The sequence below is a fragment of the Wenjunlia tyrosinilytica genome (assembly GCF_014646055.1).
GTDB classification, from domain to species: domain Bacteria; phylum Actinomycetota; class Actinomycetes; order Streptomycetales; family Streptomycetaceae; genus Wenjunlia; species Wenjunlia tyrosinilytica.
In genome coordinates this window covers 42,861-61,128 of record NZ_BMMS01000009.1, presented here as the reverse complement: position 1 = coordinate 61,128, position 18,268 = coordinate 42,861, and the positions used below count along the sequence as shown (strand labels likewise).

Below are 18,268 nucleotides of genomic sequence, written 5' to 3'. Positions count from 1 at the left end.
TGCCCACGCGGCCACAGCCCCCCGGCTACTGACGGACCCCCGTGGGCCGGACCCGGAAACGGGTCGGCCCACGGGGGTCCGGTCGTCTGCGGCGACGCTCAGCCCGTCGCGTCCTCCACGTCGACCTCCAGGAGCTTGTGCACGTCCACGAAGCCCTTGCGCAGGGCGACCAGGCGGCCTTCCTTGACCACCTGGTAGGTCACGGCGGTGTTCACGATCCGGGAGTGGTCGCGCAGCGGGAGCATGTCCTCGAAGCGCCAGCTCAACGGGGGAGTCAGGCCGCCGGTGGAGATGCCCTTGCGGTTGTCGAGCGCCTGGCGCACGGTGTCCGAGTCGATGGCCTCGCCCTGGATCGTGCGGGCGATCTCCTCGAAGGCGGTGTACGCGACCCAGGTGGTCTGCGCGCCCGGGTCGGCGGTGTCGATGCGCTGGTCGCTGAACCCGTACTCGCGCACCGCCTCCTTCATCGGGTCCCACCGCGGGTCGGCCGCGGGCGGGTACCAGCCCGTCACATAGACGCCTTCGAGCGGACCGGAGGCACCGCCGGTGGCGTCCACGAGGGACTGGCGGATGCTGCCGAGCACCGAACTGAGCTTGGTGTGGCGGGGTTCGAGGCGGCGGTAGGAGTCGAAGAAGGTGCTGGTGCGGTCGCCGAGCGCGGCGGTCACGCAGTGGCCGCGCAGATCGCTGCCGACGGAGTGCCGGGCCTCGGGGGTGTAGTCGGTGGCGTCGTCCAGGGCCTTGATGTCGACGGCGCGGGGGCGCCTGCCCGCGTGCAGGCCGCCGTCGAGGAAGAGCGGCATCAGGTCGCCTGCGGCGGTGTCGGGGCGGATCAGGGAGACGGTGTCGCAGCCGTAGTCGGCGAGCTGGCGGCCGTTGCCCGCGAGGAGGGCCGGGGTGCCGCCGTTGACGGGGTAGGACAGGGCGCTGCTGAACTCGTCGGTCGTGATGCCGTAGCCGCCGACGTACGGGATGCCCGCTGTCTCCAGCAGGGGCATGAAGCTGCTGCCGAACTGGCTGTAGGAGCCGACCACCGCCGCGGCCTTGGCCTCGACGGCCTCGTTGGCGCAGTCGGCGGCCTTGTGGGAGTCATTTCCCTCGTTGCAGGTGATGATCTTCAGCTTGCGGCCGTTGATGCCGCCGCGGGCGTTGACCTCCTTGGCGAAGACCTGGGCGATGGCGGGCATTCCGGCCATATTGGTGCCCTTGGTCCCCTGCGGGGCCCATGTCATGAGGACGATCGGGTCGCTCGAGGCCCCGGTGCCCGGCAGGGCACCGCAGCCGGCGGTCCCGGCGATGAGGGCCCCGGCCAATCCGGCCACCCCGACCGCCGCGAGGGCTTTGCGCACACGGGAACCGGGAAGGCGGATGCTGCCCGCAGGAATGCCCGGAATGCGGAGGCCGGGAACGGGTATGGCCGGAATCCGCAGGCCGGGAAAGCGTATGCGTGAGCGTTGAGCGGGGCGGCATCGGCCAGAGGACGTGCCTGGCGGAACGGTGGGTACGGAGGTAATCCGGGCTTCCCGGTTCGCGGCGGTCACGTTCTCCCATGCTTCCCCTACATCCCGAACGCCGACGTCACCGAATGACAACGGAAGGTGACGCGGAGGTGAATTGCGGCAGCCGTGCGTAGAGAACGTACGATCGACCCTCGTGCGAGCTACGGAGAACTCTTCCCGACGGGGCACCCGCTCATCCACCATGGCCGGTATGCCGCTCAACGACATGCCCTGGTGGCGCTGGCGCAGCAATGTGCGTTCCGCGCTGCACATGCTCAGCGACCCCGAGTTCCAGCATGCCTGCTGGCTGGAAGGCCGTCCCGGCTACGGCGACGTCACCGACGCCGTGTACCGCCTGGTCGAGGACACCTGGCTGGACAGCTGGTCGGCGGACAAGTACGTCGGGACGATCTTCCGCGACGCCCAGGAGGCGGCGCTCGTCGATGTGGCCGTGCTGAGGGTGCTGCGCATCCTCCACCAGGTCGGCGCCGACGCTCCGGCGCAGGCGTACTTCGACCACCACGCCTGGCCCGAGGCGGTGCGGGCGGCGCGCGAGGCCCATGTCCGGCTGGCGACGGCGGACGGCGAGGACCCGGACGTGCCCCCGCGCTCCCTGGACGTGCTCAAGATCATCACCAGGTCGGCCTGAGCGGTCCGCCGGGGCGGGGCCGGAGCGTCCCGTCCGGGCGCGTTCCCAGCCGTCTCGGCGGTGCCGCGCCGGGCCGTCCCGTCCGGGGCGGGTCTCGCCGAGCGAGACGCGACCCGGTGTACGCACCCGGTATGGGACGCTTAGAGATCCACGAGGAACGCGAAAGGGACACCAGGTGACCGAGGCGCAGCCGCAGGCGCAGACACAGCCCGAGCAGTTCGTGCTCACCCTGTCCTGCCCGGACAAGCAGGGCATCGTGCACGCCGTGTCCAGCTACCTGTTCATGACCGGCTGCAACATCGAGGACAGCCAGCAGTTCAAGGACCACGACACGGGTCTGTTCTTCATGCGGGTGCACTTCTCGGCCGAGCATCCGGCCACCCTGGAGAAGCTGCGGGCCAGCTTCACGGCCGTCGCCGACTCGTTCCGCATGGACTGGCAGCTGCACGAGGCGGACCGGAAGATGCGGGTCGTCCTCATGGTCAGCAAGTTCGGGCACTGCCTGAACGACCTGCTCTTCCGTACGAGCATCGGCGCGCTGCCCGTCGAGATCGCCGCCGTCGTCTCCAACCACCTCGACTTCCAGGACCTGGTGGCGAGCTACAACGTGCCGTTCCACCACATCCCGGTCACCAAGGCGAACAAGGCGGAGGCCGAGGCGCAGCTGCTGAAGCTGGTGGAGAACGAGGGCGTGGAGCTCGTCGTCCTCGCCCGTTACATGCAGGTGCTCTCCGACGACCTGTGCCGGGCGCTGTCGGGGCGGATCATCAATATCCACCACTCGTTCCTGCCGAGCTTCAAGGGCGCCAAGCCCTACCACCAGGCACACGCCCGCGGGGTGAAGCTGATCGGTGCCACCGCCCACTACGTGACGGCCGAGCTGGACGAGGGGCCGATCATCGAGCAGGAGGTCGAGCGGGTCGGGCACGGGGTCACCCCCGAGCAGCTCGTCGCGGTCGGCCGGGACGTGGAGTGCCAGGCGCTGGCCCGCGCGGTGAAGTGGCACAGCGAGCACCGGGTGCTGCTGAACGGGACCAGGACCGTCGTCTTCGCCTGAGGCGCCCCGCGCCCGCCCGCGCCCTGTCCGACGGCTACAGGACGGCGGCTACGGGACGGCGGCTACGGGACAAACGACAACGGGACAAACGGCTACGGGACAGCGGCTACGGGACAAACGACTACAGGCGGGACAGCGACGCCGCCGCGTAGAGGACGTCCCGCACCGCGTCCCGGTCGCCGTCCACTCCCGCCGCTATGGCCTCCGGATCCCGGTGCCCTGCCGTGAGCTGGCAGAACTCCACCGCGTCGAGCGCGATGTGCGCCACGCTCTCCTCCGCCGTCGCGAGGGCGGCGGGGGAGTCCAGCGGTACGTAGTAGTCACCGCCGCCCGGCCCCTCGATCTCCAGCCGGATGGAACGGCCGGGCGCCCCGGCCTCGACCAGCTTCGCCCGTGACGCGGCCAGTCCCTGCCTGCGCCGCCCGGCGACGGCCACCGGCAGCAGGCTCGCGGTGGCGTCGATCATCTGCTTGAGGTGTTCGGGCGCGGGAGCGTCGTAGGGGTAGTCGATCGCCTTCGCGATGTCGTCGGCGTGGATCCAGCACTCGAAGGCGCGGTCGAGGAACGCCTCGCGCATGGGCAGGGCGAACTCGCCGTAGTTCACGCTCAGCCGGCTCGCACCGGATCCCGCGAAGGCCGCCGTTCGCACGATCGAGTGCGTCTGGCGGCGCCAGAGGGTTCGTACCTCCTCGTGTGTGCGGTCCGCGTGCTGCCGGGCGAACGCGTCGGTGCGCGCCACGGTCTCACGGGGAGCGCCCTCGCCGAGAGGGTCGGCCAGCCCGAGCACCGACGCCACCAGACCGTCGACCGCCGCGAGGTGGCCGAGCACGCCGGAGACGCTGAATCCGCGGGCGCCGCCCAGCCACACGAGCCCCACCGCGGTGTCCCACTCCTCGTCGCCGAGCGAGCCGAGGAGCGCGTCCAGCCTGGCCGACTCCGCGGTGTAGGGGGCGGCCCAGTCGGGGACGGGCACCCGCGGCGGCCGTCGTCCGAGGCAGACCTCGAGCACCCGGGCCCGCAGCAGGGGGTCGAGGTCGAGCGGGTCGTCGGGGGAGAGCCAGCGCACGGCGTCGCGCAGCCGCTCGGCCTCGTCGCGGCAGGCGGTGCAGTGCGGAAGGTGCCGGTCGACGGAGTCGGCCTCCTCGGTCGAGCAGGCGTGCAGCGCCCAGGCACCGAGCAGGGAGCGCAGAGCGCGGTGGTCCGCGGCGTGCGGGCCGAAACCGGCGACGGAGCCGAGCGATCCCCGGGTGCCCCGCGAGCCGTGGGAGCTCGCCCGCGGTCGGGGGATGCGGTACTCCCCGGGCTCTCGCGCTCCCACCTGTTCGGGAGGCTCGTCGTCCCCGGGGAAGGGACCGGGGCGGGGCGTCACAGCTGCCTTTCGGGGTCGTCCGCGGCCGTGGACAGCAGTTGGAGCCCCAGCCGGAGCCTGCGGCGGGCCTCGTCCTCGGAGACCCCGAGCTCGGCGGCGGCCTGCCGGTAGTTGCGTTTTCCCTTGTAGGCGAGGTCGAGCGCCTGCCGCAGCGGATACGGCATGGAGGAGACGATGTAGTCGGCGCGCGCGGCGGTCGAGGCCGCGTGCACCTTCGCCTCCACCGCCTCCCGGTCACGGGTCGCGCCATGGGCCACCTGCCGCAACCGGTTCACCGCCTGCCGGTGGGTGAGCGCGGCCACCCAGGACCGCAGCGAGCCGTGCTTGGCGTCGAAGGCGTCCGGGTTCTCCCAGATGTAGCCGAAGACCTCTCGGGTGATCTGCTCCGCGGCCTCGGGATCGTCCATGATCTTATTGGCGAGGTGGTGCACCAGTGAGGCGAACCGGTCGTACAGCTCACCGAGCGCGGACTCCTCGCCCCGGGCGAGGCGCTGCTGCATCTGCCGGTCCCAACGAAGCGGTGCTGGGCTTGCCATGGATGCCACCGTTCCTGCTCTGCCGAGGTGTGCCGTTCCTCCAGTGCGCTGTGCGTGTCAGCAGTGCTCGAATGCTGCGATGTGCTGAGGTTCTTGGTCGAATGTATCGGCGCGGCCCGTCGGCGCACGCTCCTTTGCGGTAATCGGACAGTAGGCACTCTGTTACCCGCGCTCGGCACAGCGTAAGGTCGCTTCCGGTTGCGGAAAATCTGTGTGCACCCGCCCGGATCGGGGGAAGGCGACAGTGAAACCTGCCGGACGAAGGAGATCGACCGCGTGACGCTGACAGTGACCGATGGCGAGCGGCGCGGCTGGACGGTGTTCCAGGTCGAAGGGGAGATGGACCTCGTGTCCTCTCCCGCTGTACGCCAGCGCGTGCACGCAGCCGTTGCGGACGGCCGGCGGCGCGTCGTGCTCGACCTTTCCCAGGTGAAGTTCTGCGACTCCAGCGGCATAGGCGTGCTCATCGCGTCGCGCAGGCTGATGCGGTCGTGCAACGGCGGGCTGAGGCTGGTCATGCCGGAGGAAGGGGCCCACGTCAACCGGGTCTTCGCGGCCCTCGGGGTGCGCAGCCTGTTCGACATCTACCGCGAGCTGGAGACCGCCGTCGACGACGAGGCCGAGCCGGTCGACCTCCTCGCCTGACGGACCTTCACGCCGCGCCTCACGGCCACGGCCGGCCGGCGAAGCGCTCGCGGAGTTTGTGCTTGAGCACCTTGCGCAGCGTCTCATTGCGCGGCAGCGCCTCGACGATCTCGAGCTGCTCGGGGATCTTCTGCCGCATGAGCCCGGCCCCCTCGAGGTACTCGACGATCTCGGCCAGGGTCAGCGCGGGTGCCCCCTCGGGCTGTTCCACCACCGCGCACACCCGCTCCCCCCGCGCCGGGTCCGGCAGACCGATCACGGCCGCGTCGCCGATGCGCGCATGCCGGTAGAGCAGTTCCTCGATCTCCTTCGCCGAGATGTTCTCGCCCTTGCGGATGATCACGTCCTTCAGCCGCCCGGTGAGCACCAGATGCCCGTCCGGCCGCAGATGCCCCAGATCGCCCGTGCGGAAGAACCCCTCGTCGTCGAATGCCTCGGCCGTCAGCGCCGGATCGGTGTACCCCTGGCAGACGGCCGGGCCCCTCAGCCGTATTTCGCCGTCCACGATCCTGATCTCCATCGCGGCGGGGGGACGGCCCTCGGTGTGTGCGAGCTGCTCGACGGTGTCGTGGGGCGAGCCCATGGTGATCATCGGAGCCTCGGTCATGCCGTAGCCGTGGGCGAGCGCGCATCCGAGCTCATGGACGACCTCGTGGTACAGCTCGGGCGGCTTGGGGGCGCCGCCTCCGGCGAGCAGGCGCAGGGAGGGAAGGAGCCTCGTCCCTTCCGGCAGCTTGCGCTGTTCGGCCAGGAACGCCGAGTAGAACGCGGTGCTGCCGCCCGCGGTCGTCACCCCGTGGCGCCGGTAGGCGTCGAGCGCGTCCGGCAGGGCGAACCGTTCGATCAGCAGGGACGGAAAGCCGTGCAGCAGGAGCGTGACCAAGTAGTCGGGTCCGCCGATGTGGGCGTAGGGGAAGGCGATCGAGCCGATGTCGTCGGCGCCGAGGCCGAGGGCGGAGGCGAGGCATGTGCCGCCCGCGATGAGGCTGCGGTCGGTGTGCAGGACGCCCTTGGGGTCGGAGGTGGTTCCGGAGGTGTAGTAGATCCACCGGACCTGCCCGCCCTCGGCCGCCTCCGGCGGCGGGGGGAGCGAGGAGGGGTCGCCCTCGGGCAGCGCGGTGTAGGCCTCGAGCACCCGAGGCGCCTCCAGGCGACGGGCCATCGCGGTGAAGTCGAAGCCGCGCCAGTCACCGGGGGAGAGATAGAACTCCGCGTCGGTCTGCCGCAGGGCGAAGCCGACCTCGCGGTCGCGGTGGACGGGGATGACGGGGTTCTGCACCGCGCCCAGGCGGGCCAGCGCGGCGGATACGACCACGGTCTCGACACGGGTGGGCAGTTGCCAGGTGACGCGGCTTCCGGCGCCGACGCCGAGGCCGTGCAGCCCGGCCGCGACACGCTCCGCCGCCGCCGCGAACCCCCCGAAGGTCAGTCGCCGGTCGCGCTCGTCCAGCAGCATGGGCGCGTCGGGGCTGAGTGCCGCTCGCCGTGCCACCAGCTCCCACAGGGTCCGTGCCCCGGCCGGAGAACCCGTGTCCATCGCCTGCCCCCTTCTCGCCACTCCCCGGCAGCGAATCCTGACGGTCCGTCAGTGCAAGCATTGCCCGGATCGGGCGCCGGGGATAGCCTCTGAACACAAGAACTGACGGACCATCAGATTCCATCAGAGCCGGTTCCCGGAGGCGTCGATGAGCGAGCTGCCGAAGATCATCAGTGTCGACGACCACGTCATCGAGCCCGCCCACCTCTTCGAGCGATGGCTCCCGGCGAAGTACCACGACCGGGGCCCGAGGGCGATCACCGCCGGAATAGGCGAACTCGCCTACATCGGCGGCAAGTACCAGATCACCATGGACCCCGACGGCCCGCCGACCGACTGGTGGATCTACGAGGACCTCAAGTCCCCGTACAAGCGCAACATCGCCGCCGTCGGCTTCGACCGCGACGAGATGACCCTCGAGGGCATCACCCGCGAGCAGATGCGGCGCGGCTGCTGGGACCCCAAGGCGCGCCTGGACGACATGGACCTCAACCATGTCGAGGCCTCGCTGTGCTTCCCCACCTTCCCCCGTTTCTGCGGGCAGACCTTCGCGGAGGCGCGCGACAAGGAGGTGGCGCTGGCCTGCGTGCGCGCCTACAACGACTGGATGGTCGAGGAGTGGTGCGGCGACTCCGGCGGCCGGCTCATCCCGCTGTGCCTGATCCCGCTGTGGGACGTCGGCCTCGCGGTCGCCGAGATCGAGCGCAACGCGGCCAGGGGCGTGCGCGCGGTCACCTTCAGCGAGATCCCGACGTACCTGGGGCTGCCGTCCATCCATTCCGGCTACTGGGACCCGTTCTTCGCCGCCTGCCAGGAGACCGGGACGGTGGTGAACATGCACATCGGCTCGTCCTCGCAGATGCCCGCGGCCTCCCCCGACGCACCGCCCGCCGTGCAGGCGTCGCTCAGCTTCAACAACGCCATGGCGTCGATGATGGACTTCCTCTTCTCCGGAGTGCTGGTGCGCTTCCCCCGTCTGAAGCTGGCCTACAGCGAGGGCCAGATGGGCTGGATCCCGTACGCCCTGGAGCGCGCGGACGACGTGTGGGAGGAGCACCGGGCCTGGGGCGGGGTCAAGGACATCGTTCCCGAGCCGCCGTCGAGCTACTACTACCGGCAGATCTTCTGCTGTTTCTTCCGCGACCGGCACGGAGTCGCCTCGCTGGATGTGATCGGCGCGGACAACGCCACCTTCGAGACCGACTACCCGCACGTCGACTCGACCTTCCCGCACACCAAGCAGGTCGCCGAGGAGCACATGAAGGGGCTCGACGACGAGACGGTCCACAAGCTGATGCGCGGCAACGCCATCCGGATGCTGGGACTCGACCTTGACCGCTGAGGGGCGAGTCGTCGCGATCACCGGCGCCGGGCGGGGAATCGGGCGCGAGCACGCCCTCGCCTTCGCCCGCGCGGGCGCGAAGGTGGTCGTCAACGATCTCGGGGACGCCGCCTGCGACGTCGTCACCGAGATCAGGGACACGGGCGGGCAGGCGGCCGCCTCGGCAGACGACATCGGTACATGGGCGGGCGCCAAGGCCGTGGTCGACGCGGCCGTGGAGGCCTTCGGCCGGCTCGACGTCCTGGTCAACAACGCCGGAATCCTGCGCGACCGCATGCTCGTGTCCATGGAGGAGGACGACTGGGACGCGGTCGTGCGGGTCCACCTCAAGGGCCACTTCGCCACGCTCCGGCACGCCGCCGCCCACTGGCGCGCCCGCGCCAAGGCGGGGGAGCGCGTGGACGCCCGGGTGGTCAACACCGGTTCCGGGGCGGGGCTGCTGGGCAGCGTCGGGCAGGGCAACTACGCTGCGGCGAAGGCCGGGATCACCGCGCTCACCCAGGTCGCCGCGGTGGAGATGGCCCGCTACGGAGTGACGGTCAACGCCATCGCCCCGGCGGCGCGCACCCGGATGACCGAGCAGGCCATGCCCGGCACGGTCGCCGCGCCCGCCACCGGCTTCGACCACTACCACCCCGGCAATGTGAGCCCGTTGGTCGTCTGGCTCGCGAGCCCCGAGGCCCGCGAGGTCACCGGACGGGTCTTCGAGGTCGAGGGCGGAAGGATCTCGGTGGCCACCGGATGGCGGCACGGCCCGCACGCCGACGCGGGAAGGCGCTGGGCGCCCGAGGAACTGGGGCCGGTCGTGGCGACGTTGCTGGCCGAGGCACCGGTCCCCGAACCGCCGTATGGATCGAGCCCGGCGGGAGAACGGTGATGGACCTGAGCCGGACCCCGGCCGAGGAGGCGTTCCGCGCCGAACTGCGGCGGTGGCTCGCCCATGTCCTGCCCCAACTGCCGCCCGCTCCCGACCCCGGCGACTGGCCCGGCCGGCGCGCCTACGACTGCGCCTGGCAGCGCATGCTCCACGACGCCGGATACGCGGGCATCCACTGGCCGAAGGAGGTGGGCGGGCGTGGGGCGGGACCCGCCGAGCACCTGATCCACCTCGAGGAGACGGAGAAGGCGGGAGCGCCCTACGTCGGTGCCAACTTCGTCGGGCTCCTGCACGCCGGCCCCACGATCGCCGCCGAGGGCACGGCCGAGCAGCGCCGGCGCTGGCTGCCGCCGATCCTGCGCGGCGAGCAGGTGTGGTGCCAGGGCTTCAGCGAACCGCAGGCGGGCTCGGACCTCGCCTCCCTGCGCACCAGGGCGGTCCGCGAAGGCGACACCTATGTGGTCACCGGCAGCAAGCTGTGGACCTCCCACGCCGAGGTGGCCGACTGGTGCGAACTGCTGGTGCGCACCGACCCCGAGGCGCCCGGGCACCGGGGCATCACCTGGCTCGCGATGCCCATGGACGCCCCGGGTGTCACCGTGCGGCCGCTGCGCACCCTGGCCGGATCGACGGAGTTCGCGCAGGTGTTCCTCGACGAGGTGCGGGTGCCGGTCGCCAACCGGCTCGGCGCGGAGAACGACGGGTGGCGGGTGACCATGGTGACGCTGTCGTTCGAGCGCGGCACCGCCTTCGCCGGTGAGGTGGTGGCATGCCGCAGGACTCTGGGCGAGGTCGCGGCGCAGGCCCGCTCCAACGGCGCCTGGGACGATCCGGTGGTCAGGCGCCGGCTGGGCCGCCTGGCCGCCGAGTTCTCGGCACTGTGGTCGCTGATCGCGTGGAATGTCTCCCACGCGGGCGACGGTTCGCCGGGACTCGGCGGCTCGGTCTTCAAACTCCGCTACTCGCACGCCCGGCAGGAGCTGTTCGACGCCGCCGCCGAGGTGCTGGGCCGCGGCTCGCTCTCGGCGGCGCACCGCTGGACGCATGAGCGGCTGTCCTCGCTCTCCTACACGATCGCGGCCGGTACCTCGCAGATCCAGCGCAATATCGTGGCCGAGCGGCTGCTCGGCCTGCCGAAAGGACCGTGAGACGCACGGCGAGGAAGGGGGCCGGGCGTGGACTTCCGGCTGACCGAGGAGCAACAGGCCCTGAGAGCCGGTGCGCGCGAGCTGCTGGCCGGGCGCTTCGGACGTGAGCGGCTGAGGGCCGCGGTCGAGGCGAAGGACCTGGACCGGGGGCTGTGGGCGGAGCTCGCCGGGGCCGGGATGTTCTCCATGCGTCTTGCGGAGCCGGAGGGCGGCGCCGGACTGGGGCTGCCGGAGGCGGTCCTGGTGTTCGAGGAAGCCGGGCGGGCGCTGCTGCCGGGGCCGCTGGTGGCCACCCATCTCGCCGCCGGACTCCTGGACGAGGCCGTGGTCGCCGTGGTGGACACCACCCGAAGGCCCCTGCTCGCAGAGCACTTGGCGGACGCGCAGGCGGTGCTGGTGCTCGACGGGAAACGGGTACGGCGGGCGGACCCGGCGGCGTTCGACCCAGTCCCCGAACCCTGCCTCGACCCGCTGACCCCGCTGTACCGGGTGCGGGGCGGGCCGCACACCATGGAATCCCTCGCAGTCCTGGACACCGACGTGCGGACGCTTCGGCGGCAAGGGGCCCTGCTGACGGCGGCCCTCCAACTCGGTATCGCGCTGCGGACTCTGGAGTCGGCCGTCGCCCACGCCCGTGAACGCGAGCAGTTCGGGCGGCCCATCGGCTCCTTCCAGGCGGTCAAGCACCTGTGCGCCGACATGCTGGGGCGGGCCGAGGTCGCCAGGGTCGCCGTCTACGCGGCCTCCGTCACCGGGGACGCCGTGGACACGGCCACCGCCAAGCTCCTGGCCGACGAGGCGGCCGTGCGCAACGCCCGCGACTGCCTCCAGGTCCACGGCGGCACGGGTTTCACCTGGGAGGCCGATGTGCATCTGTTCCTCAAACGGGCCTGGGTGCACGCCACCCAGTACGCCGACGCGGCCGCGAACGAGGAGACGCTCGCGGCCGCGCTGCGGCGGTAAGGGCTGGTGTGCGCCCCCGGGACCGTGAGGGTTACCCCAGGCCGGACTTGATCGCGCCGATCAGCTCACCGTTGGAGGTGTCGCCGCTGAACTCCCAGAAGAAGGCGCCGCCCAGTCCCTGCGACTTGGCGTAGCTCATCTTCGACCTGATCGTGGCGGGGGTGTCGTAGCTCCACCAGTTGTTGCCGCAGTGGGCGTAGGCCGTCCCGGCGACCGTCCCGTTGGACGGGCACTTGGACTTCAGCACCTTGTAGTCCTCGATGCCCTGCTCGTAGGTCCCGGCCGCGGGGCCGGAGGCCGTGCCTCCGGGGGCCTTCTGCGACACACCGGTCCAGCCGCGGCCGTAGAAGCCGATGCCCAGCAGGAGCTTGCTCGCCGGGATGCCCTTGCTCTTGAGCTTCTGGATCGCGGCGTCGGAGTAGAAGCCGGGGGTGGGGATGCCCGAGTACGAGGTCAGGGGCGAGTGCGGGGCGGTCGGGCCATTGGCGGCCCAGGCGCCGAAGTAGTCGTAGGTCATGGGGTTGTACCAGTTGACGTACTGGGCGCCGCCCGCGTAGTCGGCCTTGTCGATCTTGCCGCCGGAGGTGCCGTCCGCGGTGATGGCGGCGGTCACCAGGTTGCCGGAGCCGAACCGGCCGCGCAGCGCCTTGAGCAGGTTCTTGATCGAGGCCGAGCCGCTGGTGTCGCAGCTGAGGCCGCAGGCGTTGGGGTACTCCCAGTCGATGTCGATGCCGTCGAAGACATCGGCCCAGCGCGGGTCCTCGACCAGCTTGTAACAGGAGTCGGCGAAGGCCGCGGGGTTGCGGGCCGCCTCACCGAAGCCGCCGGACCAGGTCCAGCCGCCGAACGACCACAGCACCTTGATGTTGGGGTACTTCTTCTTGAGCTTGCGCAGCTGGTTGAAGTTGCCGCGCAGGGCGCCGTTGTCCCAGGTGTCGGAGGTGCCGTCCACGCTGGACGCGGCGTCGTAGAACTTGTCGTAGTCGGCGTAGGCGTCGCCGATGGCGCACTTGCCGCCGGTGACGTTGCCGAAGGCGTAGTTGATATGGGTCAGCTTGGCGGCGGAGCCGCTGGTGACCAGGTTCTTCACGTGGTAGTTGCGCCCGTAGACGCCCCACTCGGTGAAGTAGCCGAGAACCTTGCCCCCCACGGCCGTGGGGGAGGCCGGGGCGGACACGGCGGCCGGTGCCCGGCCGGGGGAGTGGGCGGGTATCTTGGCCGAGGCGGGGCCGGTGAGAGCGCCGGAGGCCAGGACGGGTGCGATGACCGCGGCTGTGCCGTAGGCGAGCACCTTGCGCCAGCGGGTTCGGAATCCGAGCATCGTTCTCCTTGGGGGGCGGGGCGGCAGGAGACGCCGCGTCAGGAGATGGGGCTGAAATCCCGGTCACGGTAGTTGGACTAGACCAAACTGGTCAATGGTTTGGACCAAGTTCGATGTTCGTTGCGTCGATGTCACTGTCCGTTGGCTGGATGTAGTCAACATCGATCAGTGGGCCGCTGCGGACGGTCACCAATGGCCCGCCAATCGATGATCGGTCGCCGATATCCGGTTGTGTCCGTAGCGTGACTCGTCACGGGCTGGATGTGGCCTCGATTGCCGGTACGCTCCATCGGGTGCGAAGGGCTCGGCTGCATGAACATCCCGGTGGTGCCGCGGACGCGGGCTGCCGGTCGATGCTGCTCGACGAGGAGCGCCGCACAGTGTGCGGCACGCGCGGCCTTTCGCGTCGGAATGGGCCCGAAGCGCTTGTCGGGGTGACTGTCCGTCAATCATCCTTGGATCCGCGCGAGTCACTCTCGGTAGCGCTGCGAAAGCGTGGGGCTGTGTGTCCGCAGGTTCGGGTGGTGTGAGCGGTGCAGGTTCTTCAGGAGCAGTTGACGGTGGAACCCGACCCGGCCGAGGTCGGCCGCGCGAGGCGCTGGGCGCGTTCGCGCCTGGCGGGATCGGGGGTCGGACCCGATGAGCCGTTCACCGAGACCCTGGTCCTGATCATCTCCGAGCTGGTCACCAACGCCGTTGTGCACACCGGCTGTCCGGCTGTCCTGCGCCTGCTGTTCGGCGATGCCCCCTCCGGCTGCCCGGAGGGCACCGTGCGGGTCGAGGTCTGCGACGCGAGCGGCTGCCCGCCGAGGCCGCGTCATGCCGAGCGGGACGAGACGGGCGGGCGCGGCCTGGAGTTGGTGGACGGCCTGGCGGACCGCTGGGGCTGGCATCCGGACGGCGCCGGCAAGCGCATCTGGTGCGAGGTGGACCGCACCGCCGCGGCGTTCGCGGCAGGCGCGCCCGCGTTCATCAACAGCGCCGCCGGGCTGGACAGCAGGGTCACGGCCACCTGGAGCCTCTGACCGACCGTCGCTTTCCTGTACATAACGGGCCGTCTGCGGGACGCCCGTTGACGTGACGTGTGCGGCTGTTCACCCTGGGGTTGAGCGGTTCGTTGCGAGGGGACGTCGAGGGGTGGCAGAACCAAGTCCTCGGCGAGTGCGGGTCGCGGCACGGCGCAGCGCCTTTGATGTCCAAAGGTCGGGGCAGCTCGCCGGAGCCGGGTGGTGGAGTGCCGTACCGCGCTCGAGGTGTGCACGGCTCCCCGCCACCCGGCATCAGCCCTCGCGCGGCCGCCCTGTCCCCTGTTCGCGCGGCCGCCCTGTCCCGTGTTCTGTGGCCGCACTGCCAGGCGCTCGCGTGGCCGCACTGTTCCCATGTTCGCATGGCCGCTCACGGGTGGTGCCTATTTGACCGCCACCGGCGCCACCGGGCTTCCGCTCCCCCCGGTGAACGGCTCCGGGTTCGCGGCCAGCAGGAACTCGTAGACCCCGTCGTCGGCGCAGGCCAGTGCCAGTTCCTCCAGATTCCAGTTCTGTCCCTGGAGCATGCCCATCTCCACGAGGTGCAGGGCGTGCACCGGCATCCACAGGTCGTCCATCTCGGGCGGGAAGATCTCGAAGGTCAGGGTGTCATTGGCGACCGCGGCCACGTCCCTGGCGTGGAACCACTCGGGCGCGCGCACCGAAAGGCCCGGTGACGGATGGGCGTAGCCGTGCTTGTCCCCGGCGAGGAGGACCTGAATCTGGCCGGTGCGGACCAGGACGATGTCCCCGGCCCGCACCCTCGTTCCCGCCAACTCCTCGGCCGCCGACAGTTCCTCGGGGCCCACCGCCTTGTCACCGGGCAGCCGTTCGACGCCCGCGGCCCGGGCCGTGTCCAGCAGTACCCCTCGGGAGAGGACGCGGGTCGCCTTCTCCACTCCGCTGAAGCGCGCTCCCTCGTGGGCGGTCACCGAGTCGGCCGGGCGGCCGTTGTAGAGGCGGCCGGAGTGCGAGACGTGCGCCAGCCCGTCCCAGTGGGTGGCGGCCTGAAGGCCCATGGTCACGACGTCGTCGCTGGTGGCCACCGTGTCCGGCCCGAACATCTCGAGGTTGAGCGCGACCATCGTGTGCAGGGGATTGACCCGGCCCGGAACGACTCCGGTCTGCACCCCGTCCTGGCACAGCGGGAGCGCCAGTTGGAAGCGGCGGCCGGTCCTCACGCACGCGGCGGCGGCCCGCACGGTCTCGTCGGTGATCAGGTTCAGCGTGCCGATCTCGTCCTCGGGGCCCCAGCGCCCCCAGTTGTTGACCCGCTCGGCGATGTCGTGGAACTGCTGCGGCAGCGGCATGGCGTTATCCCTTCTGCGTTCCTAGAATCTAACGGTCCGTCAGAAACGCGGGAAGGTGAAGGCGTGAGCGGCTTCCTCCAGGGAAAGGCCATCGCGGTGACCGGCGCGGGCCGCGGCATCGGACGGGCCGTCGCGCTCGCCGCCGCCGCGCACGGCGCGAGGGTCGTCGTCAACGACTACGGGGTCGGCGTCGACGGCAGCGAACCCACCAGTGAGATCGCCGCGGCCGTCGTCAAGGAGATCGGGGCCGCGGGCGGCGAGGCCGTCGCCGTCGCCGACGACGTCTCCTCGATGGAGGGCGGGGAGCGCATCGTCCGCACCGCCGTCGAGACCTTCGGGCGGATCGACGGCGTCGTGTGCGTGGCCGGCATCCTGCGCGAGCGGATGCTGTTCAACATGACCGAGCAGGAGTGGGACCCGGTCATCGCCACCCATCTCAAGGGGACGTTCACGGTCTTCCGTGCGGCCTCGGCCCTCATGCGCAAGCAGGGCGGCGGCACCCTCATCGGCTTCACCAGCGGCAATCACCAGGGCAGCGTCAGCCAGGCCAACTACAGCGCCGCCAAGGGCGGCATCATCTCGCTGGTGCGCAGCGCGGCCCTCGGCCTGCACAAGTACGGGGTCACCGCCAACTGCGTCGCCCCCGTGGCCCGTACCCGTATGTCCGCCAATGTGCCGATGGAGCTCACCGAGATCGGCGAGCCCGAGGACGTCGCCGCCCTCGTCGTCTACCTGCTCTCCGACGCGGCACGCCGGATCACCGGGCAGGTCTACACGGTCGCCGGGCCGAAGATCGCCGTATGGGCCCAGCCGCGTGAACTGCGCGCCGGGTACGCCGACGGCGGCTGGACCCCCGAGAAGATCGCGGCCTTCCTGCCCGGAACCGTCGGCACCGACCCCATGCCCATGCTGGAGCGGCTCGAGGCGATGGCCGAGGCGGCGGCCGACGGCCAGCGGCCCAACGCCTAGGGGGCGAGCGATGGACTTCCGTTTCGGGCCCGAGGACGAGGCGTTCCGCGCCGAGGTCGCGCAATGGCTCCGGGAGCGACTGACCGGCCGGTTCGCCCATCTGCGCGGGCTCGGCGGCCCCGGCACCGGGCACATCGGTGTGGGCGAACGGCTGGAGTGGGAGCGCGAGTTGGGCGCGGCGGGCTGGATCGGCCTGTCCTGGGACGGGTCCTACGGCAACCGCCGGGTGCCGCTGACCCAGCAGGTCGTCTTCAACGAGGAGTACGCCCGCGCCGCCGCCCCGGCCCGCGTCGGCCACATCGGCGAGAACCTCCTCGCCCCCACCCTCGTCGCCCATGGCACCCCCGAGCAGCGCGAGCGCTTCCTGCCGCCCATCGCGCGCGGGCGGGAACTGTGGTGCCAGGGCTACAGCGAGCCCGGCGCCGGCTCCGATCTCGCCTCGCTGCGCACGATCGCCGCCCGCGACGGTGACGGCGCCGGGGGCGAGCCCCGGTACGTCGTCACCGGGCAGAAGGTGTGGACCTCGCTCGCCCACGAGGCCGACTGGTGCTTCGTCCTCGCCCGCACCACCCCCGGCTCCCACCGCCACCGCGGCCTGTCCTTCCTGCTGGTGCCCATGGACCAGCCCGGTGTGGAGGTCAGGCCGATCCGGCAGCTGACGGGGACGGCCGAGTTCAACGAGGTGTTCTTCGACGGCGCCAGGGCCGAGGCCCGCGTCGGGCAGGAGGGCGAGGGCTGGAAGGTCGCCATGTCACTGCTGGCCTTCGAACGGGGCGCGGCCACCCTCGGCCAGCAGATCGGCTTCGTCAGGGAGCTGGACCGGGTGGTGCGACTCGCCTGCGCCAGCGGGGCGCTGGACGATCCCGTGCTGCGCGAGCGTGTCGTGCGCGCCTGGGCGGAGCTGAAGGTGATGCGGTGCAACGCCCTGCGGACCCTGGGTACCGCGGACCCGGGCGCTGCCAGCACCGCGAAACTGCTGTGGGGCGGCTGGCACCAGCGTCTCGGTGAACTCGCCATGGCCGTACGCGGCGCGCAGGCCACCGTCGGCCGGGCACTGCCCTACGAACTCGACACCGATCAGCGGCAGTTCCTGTTCAGCCGCGCGGACACCATCTACGGCGGCTCGGACGAGATCCAGCGCACCATCATCGCCGAACGCGTCCTGGGCCTGCCCAGGGAGCCGCGGTGAGCGGGCGGACACGCCCCGACCACGAGCCGCCCCACGGCCTGCTCGCCGGGCGGACCGTGCTGGTCACCGCCGCCGCGGGCAGCGGTATCGGCTTCGCCACCGCCAGGCGCTGCGCCGAGGAGGGCGCGGTGGTCGCCATCAGCGACCGGCACGAGCGGCGTCTCGGGCAGGCGGCGGGCGAGCTGGAGCGGATGATGGGCAAGCGGCCCGTCGCCGTCCCCTGCGACGTCACCGACGAGGACCAGGTACGGCATCTGTTCGCCGAGGTCACCGCTGAACTCGGCGGCCTCGACGTCCTGGTCAACAACGCCGGTCTCGGCGGCACCGCTCACCTGGCCGAGATGACCGACGAGCAGTGGCACACCGTCCTCGACGTGACGCTGAACGGCACCTTCCGCTGCACCCGGGCCGCCCTGCGCCATATGCGGCCCCGCGGCACCGGCGTGATCGTCAACAACGCCTCGGTGCTCGGCTGGCGGGCGCAGGCAGGGCAGGCCCACTACGCCGCCGCCAAGGCCGGGGTCATGGCGCTGACGCGCTGCGCCGCCGTCGAGGCCGCCCCGTTCGGCGTGCGGGTCAACGCGGTGGCCCCCTCGCTCGCCATGCACACCAACCTCGCCCGGGTCACCAGTGACGAACTGCTGGCCGAGCTGGCCTCCCGCGAGGCGTTCGGCCGCCCCGCCGAGCCGTGGGAGGTGGCCAACGTGATCGTCTTCCTCGCCTGCGGCTACAGCTCCTACATGACCGGCGAGGTCGTCGCGGTCTCCTCCCAGCACCCGTAGAGCACCCCTGAACCGAGCACCTTCGCACCCGCACCCCTGGGCGGGCACCT

Annotated in this window: 17 protein-coding genes; 11 read left to right on the top strand and 6 right to left on the bottom strand. The window is 71.2% G+C overall.

The window, feature by feature from the left end:
• Positions 1-98 precede the first annotated feature (98 nt).
• Positions 99-1,349: an ABC transporter substrate-binding protein gene (locus IEY86_RS11985; protein ID WP_229698353.1), complete on the bottom strand. Its 1,251-nt coding sequence runs from the start codon at positions 1,347-1,349 to the stop codon at positions 99-101.
• 352 nt (positions 1,350-1,701) lie between these two features.
• Between IEY86_RS11985 and IEY86_RS11980 the strand changes: the two genes are divergently transcribed.
• Positions 1,702-2,148: an SCO4402 family protein gene (locus tag IEY86_RS11980; RefSeq protein WP_189131737.1), complete on the top strand. Its 447-nt coding sequence runs from the start codon at positions 1,702-1,704 to the stop codon at positions 2,146-2,148.
• A gap of 175 nt (positions 2,149-2,323) precedes the next feature.
• Positions 2,324-3,205, top strand: coding sequence for a formyltetrahydrofolate deformylase (gene purU, locus IEY86_RS11975; RefSeq protein WP_189131595.1), 882 nt, complete (start codon positions 2,324-2,326; stop codon positions 3,203-3,205).
• Between the two features lie 121 nt (positions 3,206-3,326).
• Here purU and IEY86_RS11970 read toward each other — a convergent pair whose 3' ends face one another.
• Together IEY86_RS11970 and IEY86_RS11965 are read right to left on the bottom strand one after the other, a co-directional pair.
• Positions 3,327-4,574, bottom strand: coding sequence for a maleylpyruvate isomerase N-terminal domain-containing protein (locus tag IEY86_RS11970; RefSeq protein WP_189131594.1), 1,248 nt, complete (start codon positions 4,572-4,574; stop codon positions 3,327-3,329).
• Positions 4,571-5,110 (bottom strand): sigma-70 family RNA polymerase sigma factor, encoded by a 540-nt coding sequence (locus IEY86_RS11965; protein ID WP_189131593.1) that lies wholly within the window; start codon positions 5,108-5,110, stop codon positions 4,571-4,573. The genes IEY86_RS11970 and IEY86_RS11965 overlap by 4 nt, the downstream gene beginning before the upstream one ends.
• Before the next feature lie 276 nt (positions 5,111-5,386).
• On the opposite strand from IEY86_RS11965, the gene IEY86_RS11960 reads away from it, so the two are divergent.
• Positions 5,387-5,755, top strand: a complete 369-nt coding sequence (locus IEY86_RS11960; RefSeq protein WP_189131592.1) for an STAS domain-containing protein — start codon at positions 5,387-5,389, stop codon at positions 5,753-5,755.
• Positions 5,756-5,774: 19 nt separating this feature from the next.
• Here the strand turns inward: IEY86_RS11960 and IEY86_RS11955 are convergent, their stop codons facing one another.
• Positions 5,775-7,292, bottom strand: a complete 1,518-nt coding sequence (locus IEY86_RS11955; RefSeq protein ID WP_189131591.1) for a class I adenylate-forming enzyme family protein — start codon at positions 7,290-7,292, stop codon at positions 5,775-5,777.
• A 148-nt stretch (positions 7,293-7,440) separates the two neighbouring features.
• Between IEY86_RS11955 and IEY86_RS11950 the strand changes: the two genes are divergently transcribed.
• The 4 genes from IEY86_RS11950 to IEY86_RS11935 are packed head-to-tail and all read left to right on the top strand — an operon-like array spanning position 7,441 to position 11,622.
• Complete coding sequence (locus tag IEY86_RS11950) at positions 7,441-8,634, top strand: amidohydrolase family protein (protein WP_189131590.1); 1,194 nt, start codon at positions 7,441-7,443, stop codon at positions 8,632-8,634.
• Positions 8,624-9,511, top strand: coding sequence for an SDR family oxidoreductase (locus tag IEY86_RS11945; protein WP_189131589.1), 888 nt, complete (start codon positions 8,624-8,626; stop codon positions 9,509-9,511). The genes IEY86_RS11950 and IEY86_RS11945 overlap by 11 nt, the downstream gene beginning before the upstream one ends.
• On the top strand, positions 9,511-10,659 hold the full coding sequence (locus IEY86_RS11940) for an acyl-CoA dehydrogenase (RefSeq protein ID WP_189131588.1): 1,149 nt from the start codon (positions 9,511-9,513) through the stop codon (positions 10,657-10,659). The genes IEY86_RS11945 and IEY86_RS11940 overlap by 1 nt, the downstream gene beginning before the upstream one ends.
• 27 nt (positions 10,660-10,686) lie before the next feature.
• Positions 10,687-11,622, top strand: coding sequence for an acyl-CoA dehydrogenase family protein (locus tag IEY86_RS11935; protein WP_189131587.1), 936 nt, complete (start codon positions 10,687-10,689; stop codon positions 11,620-11,622).
• 31 nt (positions 11,623-11,653) lie between these two features.
• On the opposite strand, the gene IEY86_RS11930 is transcribed toward IEY86_RS11935, so the two are convergent.
• Positions 11,654-12,943, bottom strand: a complete 1,290-nt coding sequence (locus IEY86_RS11930) for a glycoside hydrolase family 18 protein (RefSeq protein WP_189131586.1) — start codon at positions 12,941-12,943, stop codon at positions 11,654-11,656.
• Between the two features lie 533 nt (positions 12,944-13,476).
• On the opposite strand from IEY86_RS11930, the gene IEY86_RS11925 reads away from it, so the two are divergent.
• The gene (locus tag IEY86_RS11925) at positions 13,477-13,968 is read left to right on the top strand and encodes an ATP-binding protein (RefSeq protein ID WP_189131585.1); all 492 of its coding nucleotides are present in this window, start codon (positions 13,477-13,479) and stop codon (positions 13,966-13,968) included.
• Positions 13,969-14,351: 383 nt separating this feature from the next.
• Here the strand turns inward: IEY86_RS11925 and IEY86_RS11920 are convergent, their stop codons facing one another.
• Positions 14,352-15,278 (bottom strand): cyclase family protein, encoded by a 927-nt coding sequence (locus IEY86_RS11920; protein WP_189131584.1) that lies wholly within the window; start codon positions 15,276-15,278, stop codon positions 14,352-14,354.
• Positions 15,279-15,341: 63 nt separating this feature from the next.
• Between IEY86_RS11920 and IEY86_RS11915 the strand changes: the two genes are divergently transcribed.
• From IEY86_RS11915 to IEY86_RS11905, 3 genes are read left to right on the top strand one after another with little or no spacing between them, the layout of a single operon-like run.
• Positions 15,342-16,247 (top strand): SDR family oxidoreductase, encoded by a 906-nt coding sequence (locus tag IEY86_RS11915; protein WP_189131583.1) that lies wholly within the window; start codon positions 15,342-15,344, stop codon positions 16,245-16,247.
• A gap of 10 nt (positions 16,248-16,257) precedes the next feature.
• On the top strand, positions 16,258-17,436 hold the full coding sequence (locus IEY86_RS11910) for an acyl-CoA dehydrogenase family protein (protein ID WP_189131582.1): 1,179 nt from the start codon (positions 16,258-16,260) through the stop codon (positions 17,434-17,436).
• Positions 17,433-18,218 (top strand): SDR family oxidoreductase, encoded by a 786-nt coding sequence (locus IEY86_RS11905; RefSeq protein WP_189131581.1) that lies wholly within the window; start codon positions 17,433-17,435, stop codon positions 18,216-18,218. The genes IEY86_RS11910 and IEY86_RS11905 overlap by 4 nt, the downstream gene beginning before the upstream one ends.
• Positions 18,219-18,268: the final 50 nt, after the last annotated feature.

Excerpts from the sequence above, each read along its gene's own strand:
- IEY86_RS11930 (WP_189131586.1), bottom strand. The coding sequence starts at position 12,943 with ATGCTCGGATTCCGAACCCGCTGGCGCAAGGTGCTCGCCTACGGCACA.
- IEY86_RS11920 (WP_189131584.1), bottom strand. The coding sequence starts at position 15,278 with ATGCCGCTGCCGCAGCAGTTCCACGACATCGCCGAGCGGGTCAACAAC.
- IEY86_RS11965 (WP_189131593.1), bottom strand. The coding sequence starts at position 5,110 with ATGGCAAGCCCAGCACCGCTTCGTTGGGACCGGCAGATGCAGCAGCGC.
- IEY86_RS11950 (WP_189131590.1), top strand. The coding sequence starts at position 7,441 with ATGAGCGAGCTGCCGAAGATCATCAGTGTCGACGACCACGTCATCGAG.
- IEY86_RS11980 (WP_189131737.1), top strand. The coding sequence starts at position 1,702 with ATGGCCGGTATGCCGCTCAACGACATGCCCTGGTGGCGCTGGCGCAGC.
- IEY86_RS11940 (WP_189131588.1), top strand. The coding sequence starts at position 9,511 with ATGGACCTGAGCCGGACCCCGGCCGAGGAGGCGTTCCGCGCCGAACTG.
- IEY86_RS11910 (WP_189131582.1), top strand. The coding sequence starts at position 16,258 with ATGGACTTCCGTTTCGGGCCCGAGGACGAGGCGTTCCGCGCCGAGGTC.
- IEY86_RS11955 (WP_189131591.1), bottom strand. The coding sequence starts at position 7,292 with ATGGACACGGGTTCTCCGGCCGGGGCACGGACCCTGTGGGAGCTGGTG.